19 protein-coding genes are annotated in these 19,261 nt (G+C 59.6%); 11 read left to right on the top strand and 8 right to left on the bottom strand.

The window, feature by feature from the left end; genetic code table 11:
* Positions 1 to 26: 26 nt before the first annotated feature.
* From SC318_RS19045 to SC318_RS19035, 3 genes are all read left to right on the top strand, one after another.
* Complete coding sequence (locus tag SC318_RS19045) at positions 27 to 341, top strand: 3-phosphoglycerate kinase (RefSeq protein ID WP_320428042.1); 315 nt, start codon at positions 27 to 29, stop codon at positions 339 to 341.
* 151 nt (positions 342 to 492) lie between these two features.
* Positions 493 to 1,092 carry an FMN-dependent NADH-azoreductase gene (locus SC318_RS19040; protein WP_320428041.1) on the top strand — a complete coding sequence of 200 codons (600 nt, stop codon included), beginning with the start codon at positions 493 to 495 and terminating at the stop codon, positions 1,090 to 1,092.
* Between the two features lie 202 nt (positions 1,093 to 1,294).
* Positions 1,295 to 2,158, top strand: a complete 864-nt coding sequence (locus tag SC318_RS19035; protein WP_320428040.1) for a carboxylate/amino acid/amine transporter — start codon at positions 1,295 to 1,297, stop codon at positions 2,156 to 2,158.
* Positions 2,159 to 2,184: 26 nt separating this feature from the next.
* Here SC318_RS19035 and SC318_RS19030 read toward each other — a convergent pair whose 3' ends face one another.
* Positions 2,185 to 3,474 carry a mechanosensitive ion channel family protein gene (locus SC318_RS19030; protein WP_320428039.1) on the bottom strand — a complete coding sequence of 430 codons (1,290 nt, stop codon included), beginning with the start codon at positions 3,472 to 3,474 and terminating at the stop codon, positions 2,185 to 2,187.
* A 192-nt stretch (positions 3,475 to 3,666) separates the two neighbouring features.
* On the opposite strand from SC318_RS19030, the gene SC318_RS19025 reads away from it, so the two are divergent.
* On the top strand, positions 3,667 to 5,013 hold the full coding sequence (locus tag SC318_RS19025; protein ID WP_124387655.1) for a DEAD/DEAH box helicase: 1,347 nt from the start codon (positions 3,667 to 3,669) through the stop codon (positions 5,011 to 5,013).
* A 118-nt stretch (positions 5,014 to 5,131) separates the two neighbouring features.
* Here SC318_RS19025 and SC318_RS19020 read toward each other — a convergent pair whose 3' ends face one another.
* Positions 5,132 to 5,404, bottom strand: coding sequence for a hypothetical protein (locus SC318_RS19020; protein WP_320428038.1), 273 nt, complete (start codon positions 5,402 to 5,404; stop codon positions 5,132 to 5,134).
* Between the two features lie 157 nt (positions 5,405 to 5,561).
* Between SC318_RS19020 and SC318_RS19015 the strand changes: the two genes are divergently transcribed.
* Positions 5,562 to 5,963, top strand: a complete 402-nt coding sequence (locus SC318_RS19015; protein WP_320428037.1) for a transcriptional regulator — start codon at positions 5,562 to 5,564, stop codon at positions 5,961 to 5,963.
* A 100-nt stretch (positions 5,964 to 6,063) separates the two neighbouring features.
* Here the strand turns inward: SC318_RS19015 and SC318_RS19010 are convergent, their stop codons facing one another.
* The 3 genes from SC318_RS19010 to SC318_RS19000 form a co-directional block, all read right to left on the bottom strand.
* The gene (locus SC318_RS19010; protein WP_320428036.1) at positions 6,064 to 6,933 is read right to left on the bottom strand and encodes a DUF6279 family lipoprotein; all 870 of its coding nucleotides are present in this window, start codon (positions 6,931 to 6,933) and stop codon (positions 6,064 to 6,066) included.
* A gap of 66 nt (positions 6,934 to 6,999) precedes the next feature.
* A complete protein-coding gene (locus SC318_RS19005) occupies positions 7,000 to 7,722 on the bottom strand; it encodes a TorF family putative porin (protein WP_320428035.1) in 723 nt (240 codons plus the stop codon).
* Between the two features lie 206 nt (positions 7,723 to 7,928).
* Positions 7,929 to 8,108 (bottom strand): PFL_1563 family small protein, encoded by a 180-nt coding sequence (locus SC318_RS19000; protein WP_003193095.1) that lies wholly within the window; start codon positions 8,106 to 8,108, stop codon positions 7,929 to 7,931.
* A gap of 324 nt (positions 8,109 to 8,432) precedes the next feature.
* Between SC318_RS19000 and SC318_RS18995 the strand changes: the two genes are divergently transcribed.
* The 3 genes from SC318_RS18995 (at position 8,433) to SC318_RS18985 (ending at position 11,360) form a co-directional block, all read left to right on the top strand.
* Positions 8,433 to 9,269 (top strand): CvfB family protein, encoded by an 837-nt coding sequence (locus tag SC318_RS18995; RefSeq protein WP_057721276.1) that lies wholly within the window; start codon positions 8,433 to 8,435, stop codon positions 9,267 to 9,269.
* Positions 9,270 to 9,322: 53 nt separating this feature from the next.
* The gene (locus SC318_RS18990; protein WP_320428034.1) at positions 9,323 to 9,721 is read left to right on the top strand and encodes a DUF2177 family protein; all 399 of its coding nucleotides are present in this window, start codon (positions 9,323 to 9,325) and stop codon (positions 9,719 to 9,721) included.
* Between the two features lie 196 nt (positions 9,722 to 9,917).
* Complete coding sequence (locus tag SC318_RS18985; RefSeq protein ID WP_320428033.1) at positions 9,918 to 11,360, top strand: NCS1 family nucleobase:cation symporter-1; 1,443 nt, start codon at positions 9,918 to 9,920, stop codon at positions 11,358 to 11,360.
* Here SC318_RS18985 and SC318_RS18980 read toward each other — a convergent pair.
* On the bottom strand, positions 11,272 to 12,471 hold the full coding sequence (locus tag SC318_RS18980) for an MFS transporter (RefSeq protein ID WP_320428032.1): 1,200 nt from the start codon (positions 12,469 to 12,471) through the stop codon (positions 11,272 to 11,274). The genes SC318_RS18985 and SC318_RS18980 overlap by 89 nt on opposite strands.
* Positions 12,472 to 12,574: 103 nt before the next feature.
* Here SC318_RS18980 and ptrR point away from each other — a divergent pair, with 103 nt between their 5' ends.
* From ptrR to SC318_RS18965, 3 genes are all read left to right on the top strand, one after another.
* On the top strand, positions 12,575 to 13,468 hold the full coding sequence (ptrR, locus tag SC318_RS18975; RefSeq protein ID WP_320428031.1) for a putrescine utilization regulator PtrR: 894 nt from the start codon (positions 12,575 to 12,577) through the stop codon (positions 13,466 to 13,468).
* A 143-nt stretch (positions 13,469 to 13,611) separates the two neighbouring features.
* Entirely contained in the window at positions 13,612 to 13,734 is a 123-nt protein-coding gene (locus SC318_RS18970) for a PA1414 family protein (protein ID WP_017737772.1), read from the top strand.
* Positions 13,735 to 14,127: 393 nt separating this feature from the next.
* Positions 14,128 to 16,206, top strand: a complete 2,079-nt coding sequence (locus SC318_RS18965) for an FAD-dependent oxidoreductase (protein ID WP_320428030.1) — start codon at positions 14,128 to 14,130, stop codon at positions 16,204 to 16,206.
* Between the two features lie 72 nt (positions 16,207 to 16,278).
* Here the strand turns inward: SC318_RS18965 and SC318_RS18960 are convergent, their stop codons facing one another.
* Together SC318_RS18960 and SC318_RS18955 are read right to left on the bottom strand one after the other, a co-directional pair.
* Positions 16,279 to 17,661 carry a sodium:solute symporter family protein gene (locus SC318_RS18960; RefSeq protein ID WP_320428029.1) on the bottom strand — a complete coding sequence of 461 codons (1,383 nt, stop codon included), beginning with the start codon at positions 17,659 to 17,661 and terminating at the stop codon, positions 16,279 to 16,281.
* A gap of 23 nt (positions 17,662 to 17,684) precedes the next feature.
* A complete protein-coding gene (locus SC318_RS18955; protein WP_320428028.1) occupies positions 17,685 to 19,256 on the bottom strand; it encodes a purine-cytosine permease family protein in 1,572 nt (523 codons plus the stop codon).
* Positions 19,257 to 19,261: the final 5 nt, after the last annotated feature.

Raw genomic sequence — 19,261 nt, 5'->3', positions numbered from 1 at the left:
TGACAGTCCTTATTGGAGACTGCCGAATGAGAAAATTGTGTTGTGTGTTGCTGGCGCTGCCGCCGATGAGCGCGTTTGCCTATCCCATCGACGTGACTAAAAAAATCGAGGGTGTAAGCATCGATTACACGGCGTCCGATGTAGACGGCGATATCAGTTCGATTCAACTGAACAACTATGGCACTCAAGATGCTGTGTGTTCGGTCGTCTTCACCAACGGCCCTGAATCGCCGCGCCGGCGTACCGTCAGCGTACCCGCGGGCAAAAGCACCAACACCACGGTCAAGTTCAACCGCGCGATCATAAAGATGCGAATCGCCCTGAGCTGCACGCCGAAATAACGCGAAAGCGGAGCATGCCTTAAGGAATACTCCGCTTATGAACAAATTTCTAGATGGTTTATAGCAGTTTTTTGCGCTTTTTAATCGAACCGTCCGTGGTTAATCTTTTCTCCATCGACTTACAGCATTTACCGATGGAGCCTACATAGCCATGTCCAACGTTCTGATCATCGAAAGCAGCGCTCGCCAGCAGGATTCGATTTCCCGCCAACTGACCCAGCAGTTCATCAGCCAATGGCAGGCGTCCCACCCAGGCGATCAGATCACGGTGCGCGACGTGGCGCTCAACCCGGTGCCCCATCTGGACGCCAACCTGCTGGGCGGCTGGATGAAACCTGCCGAGCAGCGCAGCCCGATCGAACAGGCGTCCCTGGACCGCTCCAACGAATTGACCGATGAACTGCTGGCTGCCGACGTCCTGGTGATGGCCGCACCGATGTACAACTTCGCCATCCCCAGCACCCTCAAGGCCTGGCTGGATCATGTGTTGCGCGCCGGGGTGACCTTCAAGTACACCGCTACCGGGCCGCAAGGTTTACTCACCGGCAAGCGCGCCATCGTGCTCACTGCCCGTGGCGGCATTCACACCGGTGCAGCATCGGACCATCAGGAACCGTACCTGCGCCAAGTGATGGCCTTTATCGGGATTCACGACGTCACCTTCATTCATGCCGAAGGGGTGAACCTGAGCGGTGATTTCCAGGAAAAAGGTATCAACCATGCCAAAGCCCTGCTCGCACAGGTGGCCTGATCCTTTAATCGCCAGATAATCCGCCAATGTTTATCTAGCCCCACGCAATCCCTTCAAGTACGCGTACAGAACCTCCCTTTGCACTTGTGCTCCTGAGTGCTCCTGCCCGACTGCCGCTTTAGCGAGGTCGGGTTTTTTTTGCCCTGAGTTTCTTCAAACATCGAAAAGCTTTAATGTCGCGCCCATTCGAAGCGAGGCGCACATGGGCTATCTACTGGTTGTCACTCTGATTCAGGCTTTTTCCTTCAGCTTGATCGGCGAATACCTCGCCGGTCACGTCGACAGCTACTTCGCGGTGCTGGTGCGCGTGGTGCTGGCCGGGCTGATCTTTATCCCGCTGACCCGCTGGCGCTCGGTGGAACCGGCCTTCATGCGCAGCATGCTAATCATCGGTGCACTGCAGTTTGGCGTGACCTATGTGTGCCTCTATCTGAGCTTTCGTGTGCTGACGGTGCCGGAGGTATTGTTGTTCACGATCCTCACGCCCTTGCACGTGACCTTGATCGAAGATGCGCTCAATCGACGCTTCAATCCCTGGGCGCTGGTCGCTGCGCTGGTGGCGGTGGCGGGCGCGGCGGTGATTCGCTTCGACCAGATCACCCCGAACTTCCTGATGGGCTTCTTGCTGCTGCAATTGGCCAACTTCACCTACGCTGCCGGGCAGGTCATGTACAAGCACCTGGTGGCGCGCTACCCGAGTGATCAGCCGCACTACCGGCGCTTCGGTTATTTCTACCTGGGCGCCTTGCTGGTGGTGTTGCCCGCGTTCCTGCTATTCGGCAAGGCGGACTTCCTGCCCCAGGCGCCGCTGCAATGGGGTGTGCTGGTGTTCCTGGGGGTGGTCAGCACTGCGCTGGGCATGTACTGGTGGAACAAGGGCGCCTGCCTGGTCAATGGTGGCACCCTGGCAGTGGTGAATAACCTGCATGTGCCGGTGGGGCTGCTGTTGAACCTGCTCATCTGGAACCAGCATGAGCCGCTGGGAAGGCTGGCCCTGGGCGGCCTGGTGATTCTGGCGGCAGTGTGGATCAGCCGATTGGGCATTAAGCGAGCGTCTGCGACCTGAGGGTTGCAGCCCGTGTTCACAGGTGATCAATGCTCCAGGCTTTCCACGGCCTGGGCATTTTGCGTCAGCGCAAATATCCCGCCGCGCAGGTCCGTGCCGCTTGGCTGCTGATACAGGCTCAAGCCAAACTCCGGCAACACCGCCAACAGATAATCGAAAATATCGCCCTGGATCCGCTCGTAATCCGCCCACGCCGTGGTGCGGGTGAAGCAGTAGATTTCCAGCGGCACACCCTGAGCCGTGGTTTGCATCTGGCGCACCATGCAGGTCATGTTCGGCTGGATGTCCGGGTGGCTTTGCAGGTACGCCAGGGCATAGGCGCGGAAAGTCCCCAGGTTGGTCATGCGACGGCGGTTGGCCGACAGTTGCGCGCTGTGCCCCTGGGCCTCGTTCCAGGCCTTGAGTTCGGCCTGCTTGCGGCTGATGTAGCCGGTGAGCAGGTGCACCTGGGTCATGCGCACTTCTTCGTCATCGCGCAAAAAGCGTACGCCGCTTGCGTCGATGAACAGGCTGCGCTTGATGCGCCGGCCTCCGGAGGCCTGCATGCCGCGCCAGTTCTTGAACGATTCGGACATCAGGCGCCAGGTGGGAATGGAGACGATGGTCTTGTCGAAGTTCTGCACCTTGACCGTGTGCAGGGTGATATCCACCACATCGCCGTCGGCACCGACCTGGGGCATTTCGATCCAGTCACCGACCCGCAGCATGTCGTTGCTGGTCAACTGCACGCTGGCGACGAACGACAGCAGGGTGTCCTTGTACACCAACAGGATCACCGCCGACATCGCACCCAGGCCCGAGAGCAGCAACAGTGGCGAGCGGTCGATCAGGGTGGCGACAATGATGATCGCGCCAAACACGAACAGCACCATCTTCGCCAGCTGCACATACCCCTTGATCGAGCGGGTGCGGGCGTGTTCGGTACGCGCGTAGATATCCAGCAGCGCGTTGAGCAGGGCACTCATCGACAGCACCATGAACAGGATGGTGATTGCCAGCGCCACGTTGCCGATGAACAGGATGGCGGTCTTGCTCAGGTCCGGCACCAGGTACAGACCAAACTGGATCACCAGGGACGGCGTCATCTGCGCCAGGCGATGAAAGACCTTGTTGTGCCGCAGGTCGTTGAGCCAGTGCAGGGCCGGTTGCCGGCCGAGCAATTTGACGGCGTGCAGGATGAGATAACGCGCCACGCGTCCCACCAACAGTGCCAGCGCCAGCAACACCAGCAAGCCGAGGCTGGAATGCAGGACCGGGTGTTCGTCGAGGGCGCCCCAAAGGTCTTGGGCCTTGAGCCAGAGCTGTTTGATATCCATGAATGAGCCGATTCTTCTGTAAGACAACAGGGGGCGATTAGAGCATTTAAGTGCAACAAAGTTGACGTCACGGACAAAATCGCTGACAAAAAAGCAGCTGATTAGCACCGTTCGCGTAAAGAAACTCGGTTTGGACGCCCGAAACCGGTAACCTATGCCGCTGATATTTTGTATTTCTTCGAGGTAGCACCCGTGTTTTCCCAATTCGCCCTGCACGAACGCCTGCTCAAAGCCGTGGCCGAGCTTAAATTTGTCGAGCCTACGCCTGTGCAAGCAGCGGCCATCCCGCTCGCGCTCCAAGGGCGTGACCTGCGGGTGACGGCGCAAACCGGTAGCGGCAAGACCGCTGCTTTCGTCCTGCCGATTCTCAACCGCCTGATCGGCCCGGCCAAAGTCCGCGTCAGCATCAAGACCCTGATCCTGCTGCCGACCCGCGAGCTGGCCCAGCAGACCCTGAAGGAAGTTGAGCGCTTCTCGCAGTTCACCTTCATCAAGTCCGGCCTGATCACCGGCGGTGAAGACTTCAAGGTCCAGGCCGCCATGCTGCGCAAGGTCCCGGATATCCTGATCGGTACTCCGGGCCGCATGATCGAGCAACTCAATGCCGGCAACCTCGACCTCAAGGAAGTCGAAGTGCTGGTGCTTGACGAAGCCGACCGCATGCTCGACATGGGCTTTGCCGACGACGTGCAGCGTCTGGTCGCAGAGTGCGTCAACCGTCAGCAGACCATGCTGTTCTCGGCCACTACCGGTGGTTCGACCCTGCGCGACATGGTTGCCAAGGTCCTGAACAATCCCGAGCACCTGCAGGTCAACAACGTCAGCGACCTGAACGCGACCACGCGTCAGCAGATCGTCACCGCTGACCACAACGTGCACAAGGAACAAATCCTCAACTGGTTGCTGGCCAACGAGACCTACCAGAAGGCCATCGTGTTCACCAACACCCGGGCTGCCGCCGACCGCATCTACGGTCGTCTAGTAGCGCAGGAATACAAGGCGTTCGTGCTGCATGGCGAGAAGGACCAGAAGGATCGCAAGCTGGCCATCGACCGCCTCAAGGCCGGCGGCGTGAAGATCCTGGTGGCCACCGACGTCGCGGCACGCGGCCTCGACGTGGATGGCCTGGACCTGGTGATCAACTTCGACATGCCGCGCAGCGGCGATGAATACGTGCACCGTATCGGCCGCACCGGGCGTGCCGGCAACGACGGCCTGGCCATCTCGCTGATCTGCCACGGCGACTGGAACCTGATGTCGAGCATCGAGCGCTATCTGAAGCAATCGTTCGAGCGCCGCACCATCAAGGAAGTCAAAGGTACGTACACCGGGCCGAAGAAGGTCAAGGCCTCGGGCAAGGCGGTGGGCGTGAAGAAGAAAAAGACTGACGCCAAGGGTGACAAGAAGAAAGCCGGCGCCAAGTCTCCGACCAAGCGCAAGATCGCCAACCGTCCGAAGACCGACAACCTGTCGCTCGTCAGCAAGGACGGCATGGCCCCGCTCAAGCGCCGCAAGCCGGAAGCACCTGCTGCCGAATAAGGCCTGGGCGGTATAAAAAAACCGGACATTGTCCGGTTTTTTTGCGTGTGCAGTTTGCTTGGTCCCTCCGATGCTCGACGTGGGAGCGTAGCCAGGGGCGCTCCGCGCCACGCTTCGTTCAGTTGGCCTTGGCAGCCGCTTCCTTCAACTCCTTGAGCCTGGCGTCGATCAACTGGCATTTGTCGGGAAATTGTGCGCTTTCGGTGTCCAGATCCATTCTCTGCAACTCGTCGTTCATTTCCTTGGCTTTGGCAGGATTCTGCTCGGTGAGCCTGGTCACTTCCTTGGCCAGCTCCTCGCGCTTGGCGGTGGCCTCGTCAGGCGTGCAGGCCCAGGCGGGCAGGGCGCACAACAGCGTGGCGGCGATGGTCAGGTTTTTCAGAGTGCTCATGGTTCGACCTCCTTGGCGTGATGATGCTCGGTTGAGGGGGTAAACGTCTGGAAAGTTCAGCGAAACGACCGCCCGTTCATCCAGCGGAACGGCGAGCGCGTGGACGGGTCACTAGCTTTGACGGGCTAATTTATCCAGGCCTGCAGGAGGAATCAGGATGACGACTTACAACTGGGATCTGATCGAGCGGCTGTTGCACGAAGTACAAAACGGCGAGGGCAGCTTTGCTCCACGCAAATACGCCGAGCAGGAAGCTGCCGAAAAGGCCACGGCGGGCGAGTCCACCGGCAATCTGGATGCGTTGAAAAAGACCGCTGCCGATTACGAGGCGTTACTGCTCAAGCGTGGGTTTATCGAGTCGCGCCCTGAGGAAGAGGGCGGCAATGGCGAGAATTTCATTCTGACCCCGCGAGGTGCGAGCCTGCTCTCGCTGATCGACAGCTCGATTCCGGGCAACGATCATCCGCGGCATGTGATGGACCAGCAGGAAGACGCGCTGGATCAAGACACCTTTGATCGTGTCGCCTCCGAGGCGGCCATTGCCGGCGGTGCGATTTAGCGGTCGCGCGCCTCACCAAGATCGTTCCCACGCTCCCGCGTGGGAATGCACCCCGTGACGCTCTGCGTCACCCGTGTGCGCTAATTGAAACGTGCCGCATTTATTGTGAAGGCGCGGCTTTCAGGCACTTCAAGGCCTTGAAGTCGTTGCGCACGCCGTCGATTTTCTGAGTCAGCTTGAGGCGCTGCTGCGCGGTGCTTTGAGCCATCAAGTCAACGATCAGGCTGCGCGCGGCGGCCTCGGTCTGAGCGTAGGCCGTGCGGTACTCCGGGGTCCACAGGCTTTCGCGGTCGACCAGCAGTTGCTGCATCCTGCGCGGGAAGTCGGCGCTATGGCGCTGCTGCACGGCGTCGATGAACTGAGCCTGCCAACGGGCGCGGTTGCCGATCCATTCGGTGTTCTGATCACCCAATGCGACGGACCAGGCTGTCACCCGACTCTGCTGGCTGGGGCTCAGCGGGCCGATCCAGGCGTCCAGGCGCTTGCTCATGCGCTCGGCGCGCTCTTTGATCTGTTGGGCCAGTGGCGGTTTCAGGTATTCGTCCTGGCGCTTGCGCAGGTCTTTGGCCAGGGCGTCGTTCATCTCCTTGACCTGTTGATCATCCAGCCCTTGGAGCAATTGAACCGCCGTGGGGGTGATTTCACGGGCAATCTCGGCGATGGCCTGCTTGGCTTCGACCGTGCGGGCTTGCAAGGCGGCGTCCGTGACCTGATTGCTGTCGACCATCAGTTGCAGGCGGTCCAGCCAATCCAAGTAACCGGGCAACTGGGTCGTGCAGTGCCACGCCAGGTGCTGCTTGAGGCTGTCGTTGAACCAGCTCTTTTGCCCGGCATTCATGTCCAGGTAGTCGTTGAGGGTCCAGGGGATGATCACGTCGAGATTGCGGTAGGCCAGGCCTACGCGGTTGCAGCCGGCGAGCACCAGGCTCAGGGTCAGCAATAACACCACGAATTTGAGCCGACGCAACATGGGCAGGTCCTTGCACGGAGAGGGTTAATGCATGTGAACCTGCGGCGGGGGCGACAGTTCAGCCCATCAATAAAACGATCGCACGGCCTTCAAGGTCAACAGCCCATCACATTGCGAATTGTGTCCGGAGTAGGCCGAACAGTCTCCGCCGTTGAGGCTGGAATCGCTGTAGATCAGGTCCAGGTCAACGCCCTTCCAGGCGCGGGAGAACTGGACCGACCAATCGCTGAAGCTGCTGATGGTGCCGCCTTCCACCGAGGCCGGGGTGCCCAGCTGGTGGGTGGTGTATTTCATGCTGACGCCGATGCCGAAAGGCTGCGTGCCGCCGAGGTCGGCAAACAGCGTGCTGTCACGGCGGTCGGGGTCGTTGCTGAAAGAAGCGCCGAAACGATTGCCCAACAGGTTCAGGCCGCCGTAGAACTCCTGGCTGTCCAGTGGACTGAGCGTGGGGTAGCTGTAGTGAATCAGGCCCACCTCGTAGCCCAGGGTCTGGTCGAACGGGTGCTTGAAGCCCATGTAGGAGTCGACTTCCAGATTACTGGTTGAGGAGAGGCCTATGTTCGGCGAAAACTGGCCGAAATACAGGCCGCTGTTGTGGCTCAGGTCCAGACCGCCGTGGAATGAGTCGCTGCCTGGCGAGGTCGGCTTGACCAGGCCCTGGGCCATGCTGCGAGTCGGTGTGGTGCCTAACTTCAGATCAAAGTCGCCCAGCTCACGCTGAAAGATCTGCGCTTGGGCAGGGGGGCTGGCAGCGAGGGCAGCGATCAGAAAAATGCAGGGTTTGAGCATGCTTCACTCCATGAAAAGCGAGGAGCAGTGATAAAAAAGTCGGGAGATGCCCGTGCTAGACGTGTGCAAGCATACCGACGAAAGTCGCCGGCTTGAGGGCCGTTCGTCGATTGGCGGATCATGGGGTCAAGCAAGAGGGGGGTGTCGGGCTCTAGTCCTAGCGCCTTGGGGGCAAGACGCTTAGGAACCAGGTGTGTTGCGAGGTCTTACTTTTTACCCAGGCTGATCTGCTTGGACGGACCGAAAGTCTGGCCGCTCACGCCCTTGGCAATTTGCTGGATTTCGCCACCGGACTTGAGGAACGCAGCAATCTGGCTGTTGATCGATTCGCTGGTTTCAACGGCTGGAGCTGGCTTTGCTTTGCTGTTGGATGCTTTTACGCGCATGGCGGCCACTAACCTGTAGAAAATTAACTTGGCCAGGCATCGTACAGGAAATACTTGACAATTGCTTGGCAAATATCCCCGAGGAATTAATGTCGCGTCTGAAAAAAGGTCGAACATTATCCCTGGATTAATTCGCTAACTTACTGTTTTAACTCGAAAGCATGCAATGAACCAGCGCGTGTAAGCGGCGAAATTCGCTGGATTGATCAGACGAGCGGGGCAGTGCCATTGGAGGGCCATGTCAGCCAGCGGATTTTTCAGGTGCGCGCGCGGGCCTGGTCCAACTCGGGTAGAATGCCGCCCACGTAACGAGGGTATTTGGAAATGGCTTTAGTCGGGCGCTACAACAGCTTGCAAGTGGTTAAACACACTAACTTTGGTTTGTACCTCGATGGTGCGCAAGACGGGGAAATCCTCTTGCCTAATCGGTATATCCCCAAAGACATTCCCAGTGAAGATGAAGACTGGCTAAACGTTTTCATTTATCTGGACAGCGATGACAAACTTATCGCCACCACCGAAAAACCCAAAGTTCAAGTGGGCGAATTTGCCAGCTTGAAAGTGGTGGAAGTCAACAGTATTGGCGTTTTCCTCGATTGGGGTCTGCCCAAGGATCTGCTGCTGCCCTATTCGGAAGAAAAGCGCCAGTTGAGCGCCGGTGAGTATTGCGTGGTGCATGTCTACCTCGACAAGCACACCAAGCGCATCACCGCTACCGCACGCCTTGACCGCTATCTGGACAAGACCCCGGCCAATTACCAGGTGGGCCAGGAAGTCGACCTGTTGGTGGCCGAAGCTACGGACATGGGCTTCAAGGCGATCATCAATAACAAGCACTGGGGCCTGATCCACAAGAACGAGGTGTTCAAGTTCCTGCGCCCGGGCAAGGAAGAAAAGGGCTTCATCAAGGAGATCCGCGCCGATGGCAACATCAGTCTGAGCTTGCAGCCGGTTGGCCAGGAAGCCGCGTCCAGTCTCAACTCGAAGATTCTTGCCAAGTTGCGCGACAACAACGGCACCTTGCCGGTCAGCGATAAAAGCGACCCGGCAGTGATCAGCAACTTGTTCGGCGTGAGCAAAGGCAACTTCAAAAAGGCCATTGGCGCGCTCTACAAACAGGGTCAGATTGTGATTCACGCGGACCGCATTGAACTAAGCTGACTGCGGTTCGCTCTGCTGTAGGAGCACGCTCGCTCCTACAGTGGATGGGTCAAATGTCGAAGAAAACGTTGTTTGCCTATCTGGGCACGCTGGTCGCCTTCCTGGTGCTCGACGGCCTGTGGCTGGGTGTCTTGATGGGGCCCACCTACAAAAGCCTGCTTGGCTCGCTGATGCTTGATCAGCCCCGCCTTTTTCCCGCAGTGGTGTTTTACCTGCTGTACGTCCTCGGTTGCGTGGTTTTCGTTGTGTTACCCAGTGCCAGCTGGCAGCGCGCCGCGCGTCTGGGTGCCTTGCTTGGGTTGGTCGCTTACGGCACTTACGACCTGAGCAACTGGGCCACGCTGCAAGGCTGGTCGGCAGGCCTGGCGGTGATGGATATGGCGTGGGGCACTGTGCTGACAGCGGCCTGTTGTACGGTTGGCTACCTGTGTGCACAACGGGTGCACCGCTGATTGTGTACAGGATTGCTGTGCACCGTTGCTGCGCGTAGCCCTGGTTCCTGAATTTTCATAATCCCTTTGGAGCCTTGTTCCGTGGGGATTGTGTGCTATTGGCACGCATTCTGCTGAATGCCTCGTATACAACCCGCGCGCGTTCCGTATGCATACCGCTACGGCAGCGCGGGGCGATATTACGAGGAGTCCTGCGATGACTGAACACTTGCCCAAAGGCTACAGCCCACGGCTCTACAACCAGGACCTGGGTCCACTGCCGCAAAAGTGGACCTGGTACAACATCTTCGCCTTCTGGATGAGCGACGTGCACAGCGTCGGCGGCTACGTCTTCGCCGCCAGCCTGTTCGCCCTGGGTCTGGCGAGTTGGCAGGTGTTGATCGCCTTGCTCGCGGGTATCTGCATCGTGCAACTGATCGCCAACCTGGTGGCCAAGCCGAGTCAGCAAGCGGCCGTGCCTTACCCGGTGATCTGCCGGCTGGCATTTGGCGTGTTCGGCGCGAATATTCCTGCGGTGATTCGTGGCCTGATTGCGGTCGCGTGGTACGGCATTCAGACGTACCTGGCGTCGAGTGCCCTGATCATCGTGGTGCTGCGCTTCTTCCCGTCGATGGCCGTGTATGCCGAGCCGCATTTTGCGGGGTTGTCCTACTTGGGTTGGTTCGGTTTCCTCACCTTATGGGTGTTGCAGGCCGCCGTGTTCTGGGCGGGCATGGAGTCCATTCGCCGCTTTATCGACTGGGCGGGCCCGGTGGTGTACGCGGTGATGTTTGCCTTGGCCGGCTGGATCGTCTGGAAGGCCGGCTGGGCGAATATCAGCTTCACCCTCGCGGAAAAATCGCTGTCGGGTTGGCAGGCGTTCGGCCAAGTGATCGTGGCGACGGCGCTGGTGGTGTCGTATTTCTCCGGGCCGACCTTGAATTTCGGTGACTTCAGCCGCTACTGCCGCAGCATGCAGGACGTGCGGCGCGGCAATTTCTGGGGGCTGCCGGTGAATTTCCTGGCGTTCTCTCTGGTAACCGTGGTGATCGTCTCTGGCACCCTGCCGGTGTTCGGCCAAATGCTGCATGACCCGATCGCCACCGTGGCGCGCATCGACAACAGCATGGCTGTGCTGCTGGGCGCCTTTGCGTTCGTCACCGCCACCATCGGCATCAATATCGTCGCCAATTTTGTCTCGCCCGCGTTTGATTTTGCCAACATCGCGCCGAGCAAGATCAGTTGGCGCGCGGGCGGGATGATCGCGGCGGTGGCCTCGATCTTTATCACGCCGTGGAACCTGTTCAATAACCCGCTGATGATCCATTACACCCTGGATATTCTCGCCGCGTTTATCGGGCCGCTGTTTGGCATCCTGCTGGTGGATTTTTACCTGATCAAAAAGCAGCAGATCGACGTGGATGCGCTGTTCGATGACAGCCCGAGCGGGCGCTATTACTTCGATGGCGGGGTGAACTGGACGGCGATCAAGGCGCTGGTGCCGGCCACGCTGGTGGGCGTCGCGATTACTTTCACCCCAGCGTTGCAGGGCATGGCCAATTTCGCCTGGTTTACCGGATGTTTGCTGGGCGGGCTGTTTTTTCTGGTGCTGGCGCGGCGCGAGCAGGCCCACGCGCCGACGCCTCTGGTCGCCGGCTGATCGATACACCACCGGCCACCAGCAGGCCGCAACCGGCAATCACCAGCGCCGGTTGCAAGCCGCCGCTCAAGTGGCTGCTTACCGCGGCCAGCAGCGGCCCGCTCAATTGGCCAATGGCAAAGCTGGCCGTCAGCAGCCCGGTGCTGCGCTGGTAGCCGTGGGGCGCAACTTCGCGCAGGCGCGCCATGACCAACTGCATGCAGGCCAGAAACGGCGCGCCGCATAGCAAAACCCCGAGCGCCAGGCCCCAGCCATTGCCCAGCAAGCAAGTGAACACACCCGCCGCTTGCAGCCACAGGGTGGTCATCAGCCAGCGCCGGGTGGTGTTCGGATCCTTGCGGCGCAGGCTGGCAATCACCACGCCAGTGGCGGCCGCCAGGCCAAAGCAAGGCCAGAACAAGTCGGCCTGCCAGGCGCCCCTGAACTGCGCGTTGGCCATCTGCGACAGAAAGGTCGCTGGAATGATGTAGCCCAGGCCGTACAGGAAGTAGATCCAGCATAAGTGCGCGATGCTGCCGTTATTCCCAGCGCTGGACTCGGTGGCAACCGAGGGGGTCGGCTTCGGCAGGAAGGGCAGGATGGCCAGCAGCATCACCAGCGCCACGGCGCCATACACCAGCCACAGCGTCGCGGAGCTTTGTTCCAGCAGATTGGAGCCCAGCGCCAGCAAGCCGGTCAGCACAATCCCCAGGCCCGGCCCCGCGAACACCAACGCTCCCAGGCGTGGCTTGCCGGCGGCAATCGCCAGTGGCTGGCTCAGGCTGGTGATCATCACCAAGGCCCAGGCGCTGGCCACACCGGTGCCGAAACGCAGCAACAGGTGCGGCCAGAAGCCGTGTGCCCAGTACGACGCCAGCGTCAGCAGCACGCACAACCACAGCCCGCCGTACAAGCGACCCTTAATGTGGTGATGGCTGCGGGCGAATATCGAGTCCACGGCACCGACGAAGTAACCCAGGTAGTTGGCGGCCGCGATCAGCCCGGCGCCGGTCAGGTCGATCTGGCCTTCGCTGAGCAGATGCGGCATCTGCGGGGTAAGGGCAAAGCGGCCAATGCCCATGGCCATCATCAGGGCAACAAAGCTGGCGGTTAAGCGAATCAGTGGTGACATGTTCAAGTGTCCTGCAACAAAGCGAAGACCGTCAGGCTAAAGCGGATTGACTTTCTGTAAAAATGAATAATAGTGAGTAACTTGTTCAGTTTTGGAGAAAGGTGTGGAATTCAGTCAACTGCGCATCTTCCAGGCGGTGGCCGAGGAGGGCTCCATCACCCGCGCCGCCGAGCGCTTGCACCGTGTGCCGTCGAACCTGTCGACCCGGCTCAAGCAAATGGAAGAACAACTCGGCGTTGAGCTGTTTGTGCGTGAACGCCAGCGGTTGCAGCTTTCTCCCGCCGGTAAAGTGCTGTTGGACTACAGCACTCGCCTACTGGCGCTGCACGACGAAGCACACGGCGCCGTGCAGGGCGGGCAACCGGCCGGTGATTTTGTGCTCGGCAGCATGTACAGCACGGCAGCGATTCACTTGCCGACACTGCTGGCGCGTTATCACAAGGCCTACCCGAGGGTGAACCTGCAGGTGCAATCGGCGCCCAGCGGCGAACTGCTGGAAGGGTTGATTACCGGACGGCTGGATGCGGCGCTGGTGGATGGCCCGCTGACTCTTGCCACGCTGGACGGTATCGCGCTGTGCGAAGAGCGCCTGGTGATCATTTGCGAGGCCGACCACCCGCCCGTCCGCGGCCCGCAAGACGTGGCCGGCCGCTCGGTCTTCACCTTCCGCCGCAGTTGCGCCTATCGCACGCGCCTGGAAACCTGGTTTTCCCACGAGCGCGTGGCCATGGGCCGCGCTATCGAGATCGAATCCTACCAAGGCATGCTCGCGTGCGTGATTGCCGGTTCCGGCGTGGCGTTGATGTCTGAATCCATGCTCGACAGCCTGCCAGGCAAGGACAGTGTGTCCGTTCATCCGTTGACTGGGCCTTTTGCCACTGCCACCACCTGGTTGATGTGGCGAAAGGGTATGCTCGGCGCTAACCTCAACGCATGGATCGAGCTGCAGCAGGCAAGCGGAGCAGAATGCTTGAAGGACACGCGCGAGATTGCTTGAACGATCCGTCAGGATTCAGATCCATTCAGTAATAGTTCGTTGTGGTTTCGCGCAAGCAATACGTAGGACTTAGGGCTACTATCAGTGTAGGAAAGGGCGATAGAACAGGCGCCTGCCAGCATTACCCTCAAAGGGGGCACATCATGAAAGAGAAAATCCAAACCTGGCTCCATGACCTTGGCGTTGCGCTGGGCTTGATCGAGCCTCCGCTGCAGCCGGTACCGATCCGTACCGATGACGAGCAACGTCGCCCTCGTCGGCGCTGAGCCCAAGCCAACCCAGGATTCACGTGGGAGCGGGCTTGCTCGCGAATGCGGTAAATCAGTCGATAGACCGTTGACTGTTTCACTGCATTCGCGAGCAAGGCCGCTCCCACGTTTGTTTGTGTCAGGCATGAAGGGCGGGTTATGAACCCTCGTTATCTTCCCTTTCAAGCGTCGGAGCTGGACTACGTGCTTGTCAGAATCGGCTGGCTTATTCAGTTTTCGAGATGAGCGTAGGTTGAGTTCCGTTACGGGGCTCTTCCTGGTTTGTCGCAGCCTATTGGCCGCTGCCCTACAGACCCTTATCGGAATAGAAGAAGGGCTGCTCCCGTAACTCCAAACTTTATGAATCGCCTCTTGGGGCATCAGCGAGTCAGAGTTATTGGAGACAACGCCATGACGAACTATCCCGTTGCGCCAGTCGCCGCTTCCTTGATCGCTACAACCGAAAGCATCTTGCATATAGCTCCGGTGTCCAGAGGCTGGAAGGCTAGCGCTCCCAGCAATGTCGTGTTTCTCTCGCCAACCTTGACCAAACAGACGCTGCTCACACAGATCGGTCTCCTGCGTCCGTGCGCCATCGTTGTCGGGGACCAAGCCATCGATGCAGACGTCATAGAGCGATGGCGCATAGCTCATCCATTTGGAAGCCTTCAGCTGATCCGCAGAGGTACCAGTCTGGATAAGGTTCGACTGGACCTGTGCGCATCCAGCGCGATTCAAGTGGTCAACACGCCTGGGGTCAATGCGCCCCATGTCGCAGCTTATATCCTGCGCTGGCTGACACTGGTCGATGGCTCGATACCGCGTGATATCCGTGTATTGGGATACGGGAATGTCGGCGGTGAACTGGTCAGATTACTGCTTGATCGAGATCCGGATGTGCGAATCAAGGTGTTGTGCCGATCTCACCAGGTGCCCGACAGGCGCGCGTTTCAGGAAAGCAGGGTTTCATTTGTGGTGGATGGGTTCGAGGCGATGAGGGATGCGAGCGCAGTCGCCGTATGTCTGTCGCTGACGGATGACTCGGTGCATTGCATTGATCGAGCCCTTATTCAATGCATGCAGAGGCAGGCCCGCCTGGTCTGCGTCGCCAAACCGGACGTCTTCAGCGATGACGCTTTGCAATGCCTGGCAACTGCCGAAAACATCCAGCTCATATTGGACTACGGGCCGGCAACACTGGACGCGTTTCGAATGCGCACACAGAAGCTCGGCTGTAGCGTCTCCACATGGCGCAAGCCGGCGATGCTGACGGCGCAAGCGGCAACTATCGAGGCGTGCCAATGCGACCTGGATTACGCCGTCTCAATTCAACTGAGCTTGACGGCTTTGCACGGCCTCGTCAGGCGAAAACTTGCACAGTCACTGACGATCCCCCCTCAACCGATAGATACCCACGCGCCGCGTGTGTCGATCATCGGAAGGGGAATCAATGGTCTGTTACAAGCCGTAATGTGTCGCCTGGCGAATTATCAGGTCGATGTATATGGTCGAAATCGGCAGAGCGACGGCGCCAGTCACAAGCAAGTGAACATGCGCCATCTGTCGGCGACGGAGACGACGGCAAAGCCGCTGCATAACCCCTACCTGTTACGCGCGAATCAGTCGTTCGCCGTCGAGTGCAATCGAGCAGGCATCGAGCTGTTTGAGAAACTTCTGGCCGATAACACCTCACTGGCGCGATTTGCGTGCTCGCCAGTTGTTCGCGCCTATATGGCGCAGGCAAGCGGCGTGGAAGCGGCGATCGGTGAGCAATGCGATATCGAAAACCGGCCTTGGCCGAGCGGCAAACCGGGCGGTGTTGTCACGCAGATCAGCCCGCTGCAGTTCCAGGCAAGGTATGGAATACCCGGTGTAGGTCGGGCGATTGAAGTATCGGGCTACGAGGTAGCGTTCAACGATCTGATGCTTGAGTTAGAGAGGCTTTTGCAGCGTTCGGGGGTGCAGTTTCTGCCCCAGCATCTGAGTCCGGACCAAATTGCCGAGTTGAGCAAAGATCACTTCGTTGTCACTGCCATGGGCGTAGAGGAGGCCAACGTCATCGCGGTCATGGGCTGGTTCTTCAAACTGTGCGCAGTGGGTGATGAAGGTGCGCAGATGCGCGGACTCAAGCTTCAGTACGATCTGCCCGTCGGGGTCATGAATTGCCGCCGGGATGGGGATTACATTCTCGTCTCGGGTGGGCAGGTGCCGAGTGGATCGACGCCTGAGTACAAGGAGCAGGTTTTGGCTGCCTGCCTTGCCGCTGTTTCGCGGCACTTTCCGCAGTCGTACCGCAGTGCGGTTGAAAAAGCAGAACTGCACATAATCGAATGTGCCAGGCCGGGTACCTCGGATGGACTTTCCATCGTGTATTGGTCCGCCTGCCATCAGATTGCGGCCGGGGGAACGTATGCCGGGGGCACCACACAAGGGTTGGTGTGGGCTTCTCTGGTTCAGGAAACCATTCAGGCCAGAGCGCATCACTGTTGAGAATAAAAAACGGGTGCCACATCCGACGTCGCACCCGCTGAAGAAACCGTCCTGCCTAAAGCCTGGTCCGTTTCATGCCGCCCCAGCCGCCAAAGCCCGCGGTTTAGGCGACAACAGGCTCACCATTACAAAACTCACCAAAGCCACCGCAAGGCTGTAATAGATCGGGGTGTTCGCATCCAGCCCATCCTTGAACATGAAGACCAGCGCGGTGACGAAGCCCAGGGTCATGGAGGTAATTGCGCCGGCGGTAGTCGCACGCTTCCAGAAAATCGCGCCGATCAGCGGCACCAGCATGCCGCCTACCAACAGGTTGTAGGCCAGGGTCAAGGCGCTGATCACGTCGTTCACCACCAGTGCGATACCCAGCACCGCCACACCGGTCAGCAGGGTAAACAAGCGATTGATGCCCAGGCTCGACTGCTTGCCACCGCGCAAGCGTGGCAGCAGGTCTTCGGTCAGCACGGTGGAGGCGGCGAGCAAGCCGGCGCTGGCGGTTGACATCATCGCCGCCAGGGCCGCGGCGATCACCAGGCCGCGAATACCGTCGGGCAGCGACGCTTTGACGATGGCCGCGAACGCGTTGTTGACGTTGTCCAGGTCCGGAAGCAGCACGTGCGCTGCCATGCCGATCAACGCGCAGGCCAGGCCGTAAAGAATGCAATAGAAACCGGCGAAGGTGCCTGCGTATTTGGCGACTTTTTCGTCACGGGCGGTGAATACGCGCTGCCAGATGTCCTGGCCGATCAGGATGCCGAAAAAGTAGATCATGAAGTAGGTGATGATCGTGTCCCAGCCGATCGCGGTAAAGCTGAAACTCGAGACCGGCAGCTTGGCCACCAGTTCATCCCAGCCACCGACGCGGTACAGGCAGATCGGCAGCAGGATGAACATCAGCCCGACGGTCTTGATCACGAACTGCACGATATCGGTCAGGGTCAGCGACCACATGCCGCCGATGGTCGAATACACCACGACCACGCCACCGCCCAGCAGCACCGAGACCCAGAACGGCAGGCCGAACAGCACTTGCAATACGGTGCCGATGGCCAGGATCGAGGTCACCGTGATCATCAGCGCGTAGGCCAGCATGATCACCGCGCTGGCCTGGCGGGCCGTGGAGTTATAGCGTTTTTCCAGGACCTGGGTGACTGTGAAGATTTTCAGTTTCAACAGCGGCCTGGCCAGGAACAGGTTGAGCGCGATGATCCCCGCACCCAGCGCAGCACACAGCCAGAAACCGGAAATGCCGTGCACATAACCCAGGCGCACGGTGCCGACCGTGGAGGCGCCGCCCAATACGGTAGCGGCCATGGTGCCCATGTACAGCGTGGGCCCCAGGTTACGTCCCGCCACCAGGTAGTCTTCATGGGTCTTGGCACGGCGCATGCCGTAGTAGCCAAGCACAAGCATGCCGGCGGCGTAGATGAGTACGACGAATAAATCCAAAGCCATGACGGCGAGTCTCCGATTATTTTTTATTGTGCAGAAGGCGCTTGCTGTGGCGAGGGCGCTTGCTCCCGTTCGACAGCGAAGCTGGAGTCGGCTTTTTCAGGACCGCTTCGCAGTCCAGCGGGAGCGAGCTCCCTCGCCACAAACGTCGGGCCATAGACGGCGGCCGGTTCCGGAAACAGCCGCAGCAGGCTCAGGTACGCCACCGAGGCCAGGCCCAGCGTCACCGGCAAGCTGATGTCGATGCCCTCGGCCAGGTTGCCCAATGGCCCGACGAACTGCCCCGGCAAGTTGACGAAGCACAGGCCCACCAGTGCGCTCGGGATCCAGGCCCCCAGCCCGCGCCAGTTCCAGCCATGGCTGAACCAGTAGCGGCCGCCGGTTTCGCCTCGGGTGAACACCTGCAGGTCATCCGGGCAATAAAAACCTCTACGTACGATCAGGCCGATGATCATCATCACCATCCATGGCGTGGTGCAGGTAATGATCAGTACGGCAAAGGTCGACACGCTCTGCACCAGATTGGCGGCGAAACGTCCGATAAAGATGAAGGCAATCGACATTACCCCGATCAGCAGTGTGGCCTTGACCCGCGACAGCAGGCGCGGAAACACGCTGGACATGTCCAGCCCGGTGCCATACAGCGAGGTGGTGCCGGTGGACATGCCGCCGATCACCGCAATCAGGCACACCGGCAGGAAGAACCAGCTCGGCGCCACCGCCAGCAAGCCACCCACATAGTTGTTGCTGGCAATGTAGTCCGGTGCCTTGACGGCCACGATGGTCGCGGTAGCCAGGCCGAACAGAAAGGGAATCAGGGTGGCGAGCTGGGCCAGGATCACCGCCAGCATGATCCGATGCTTTGGGGTATGTCGCGGGATGTAGCGTGACCAGTCGCCGAGGAACGCGCCGAAGGAAATCGGGTTGCTCATCGCTACCAGCGCAGCGCCGATAAAGGCCGCCCAGAAACCGCTCTGGCCGAGGGCGACGCTGCCGGAGAAGTGGCTGTCGAAGGCTGGCGCAAAGGCGAAGATCCCCAGCAGGAACAACAGGCTCGCGGCCCACACCGCAATCCGGTTGACCCACAGCATGAAGCGAAAACCGTAGATGCATACCGTCAGCACCAGCAGGGCGAAGACGCCGTAGGCCAGGCCCAGGGTCAGGTCGGATTCCGGCAAGCCGATCAGACGTTTCGCACCGCCCACCAGCGCATCGCCTGAACTCCACACCGACAGTGAGAAGAAGGCAATTGCCGTCAATAACGACAGAAACGAGCCGACAATCCGCCCATGCACGCCGAAGTGCGCGCCGGAAGACACGGCGTTGTTGGTACCGTTGATCGGTCCGAACAGGCCCATGGGCGCCAGGATCACCGCGCCCACCAGCACGCCCAGCACAATCGCCCAGACCCCGGCCTGGAACGACAGCCCGAACAGCACCGGAAACGCGCCCAGCACCGCAGTGGCAAAGGTATTGGCACCGCCGAAGATCAGCCGGAACAGGTCCTTGGGCGCGGCGGTGCGTTCGTGGTCGGGGATCTGTTCGACCCCGTTGGTTTCTATGGTGCGAATACTGTTTTGGTTGTTTTTATTATTCATGATCA

Origin of the sequence: Pseudomonas sp. MUP55 (assembly GCF_034043515.1) — a bacterium.
In the GTDB taxonomy this organism is placed as follows: domain Bacteria; phylum Pseudomonadota; class Gammaproteobacteria; order Pseudomonadales; family Pseudomonadaceae; genus Aquipseudomonas.
This window is presented reverse-complemented; position numbering and strand designations above follow the sequence as displayed.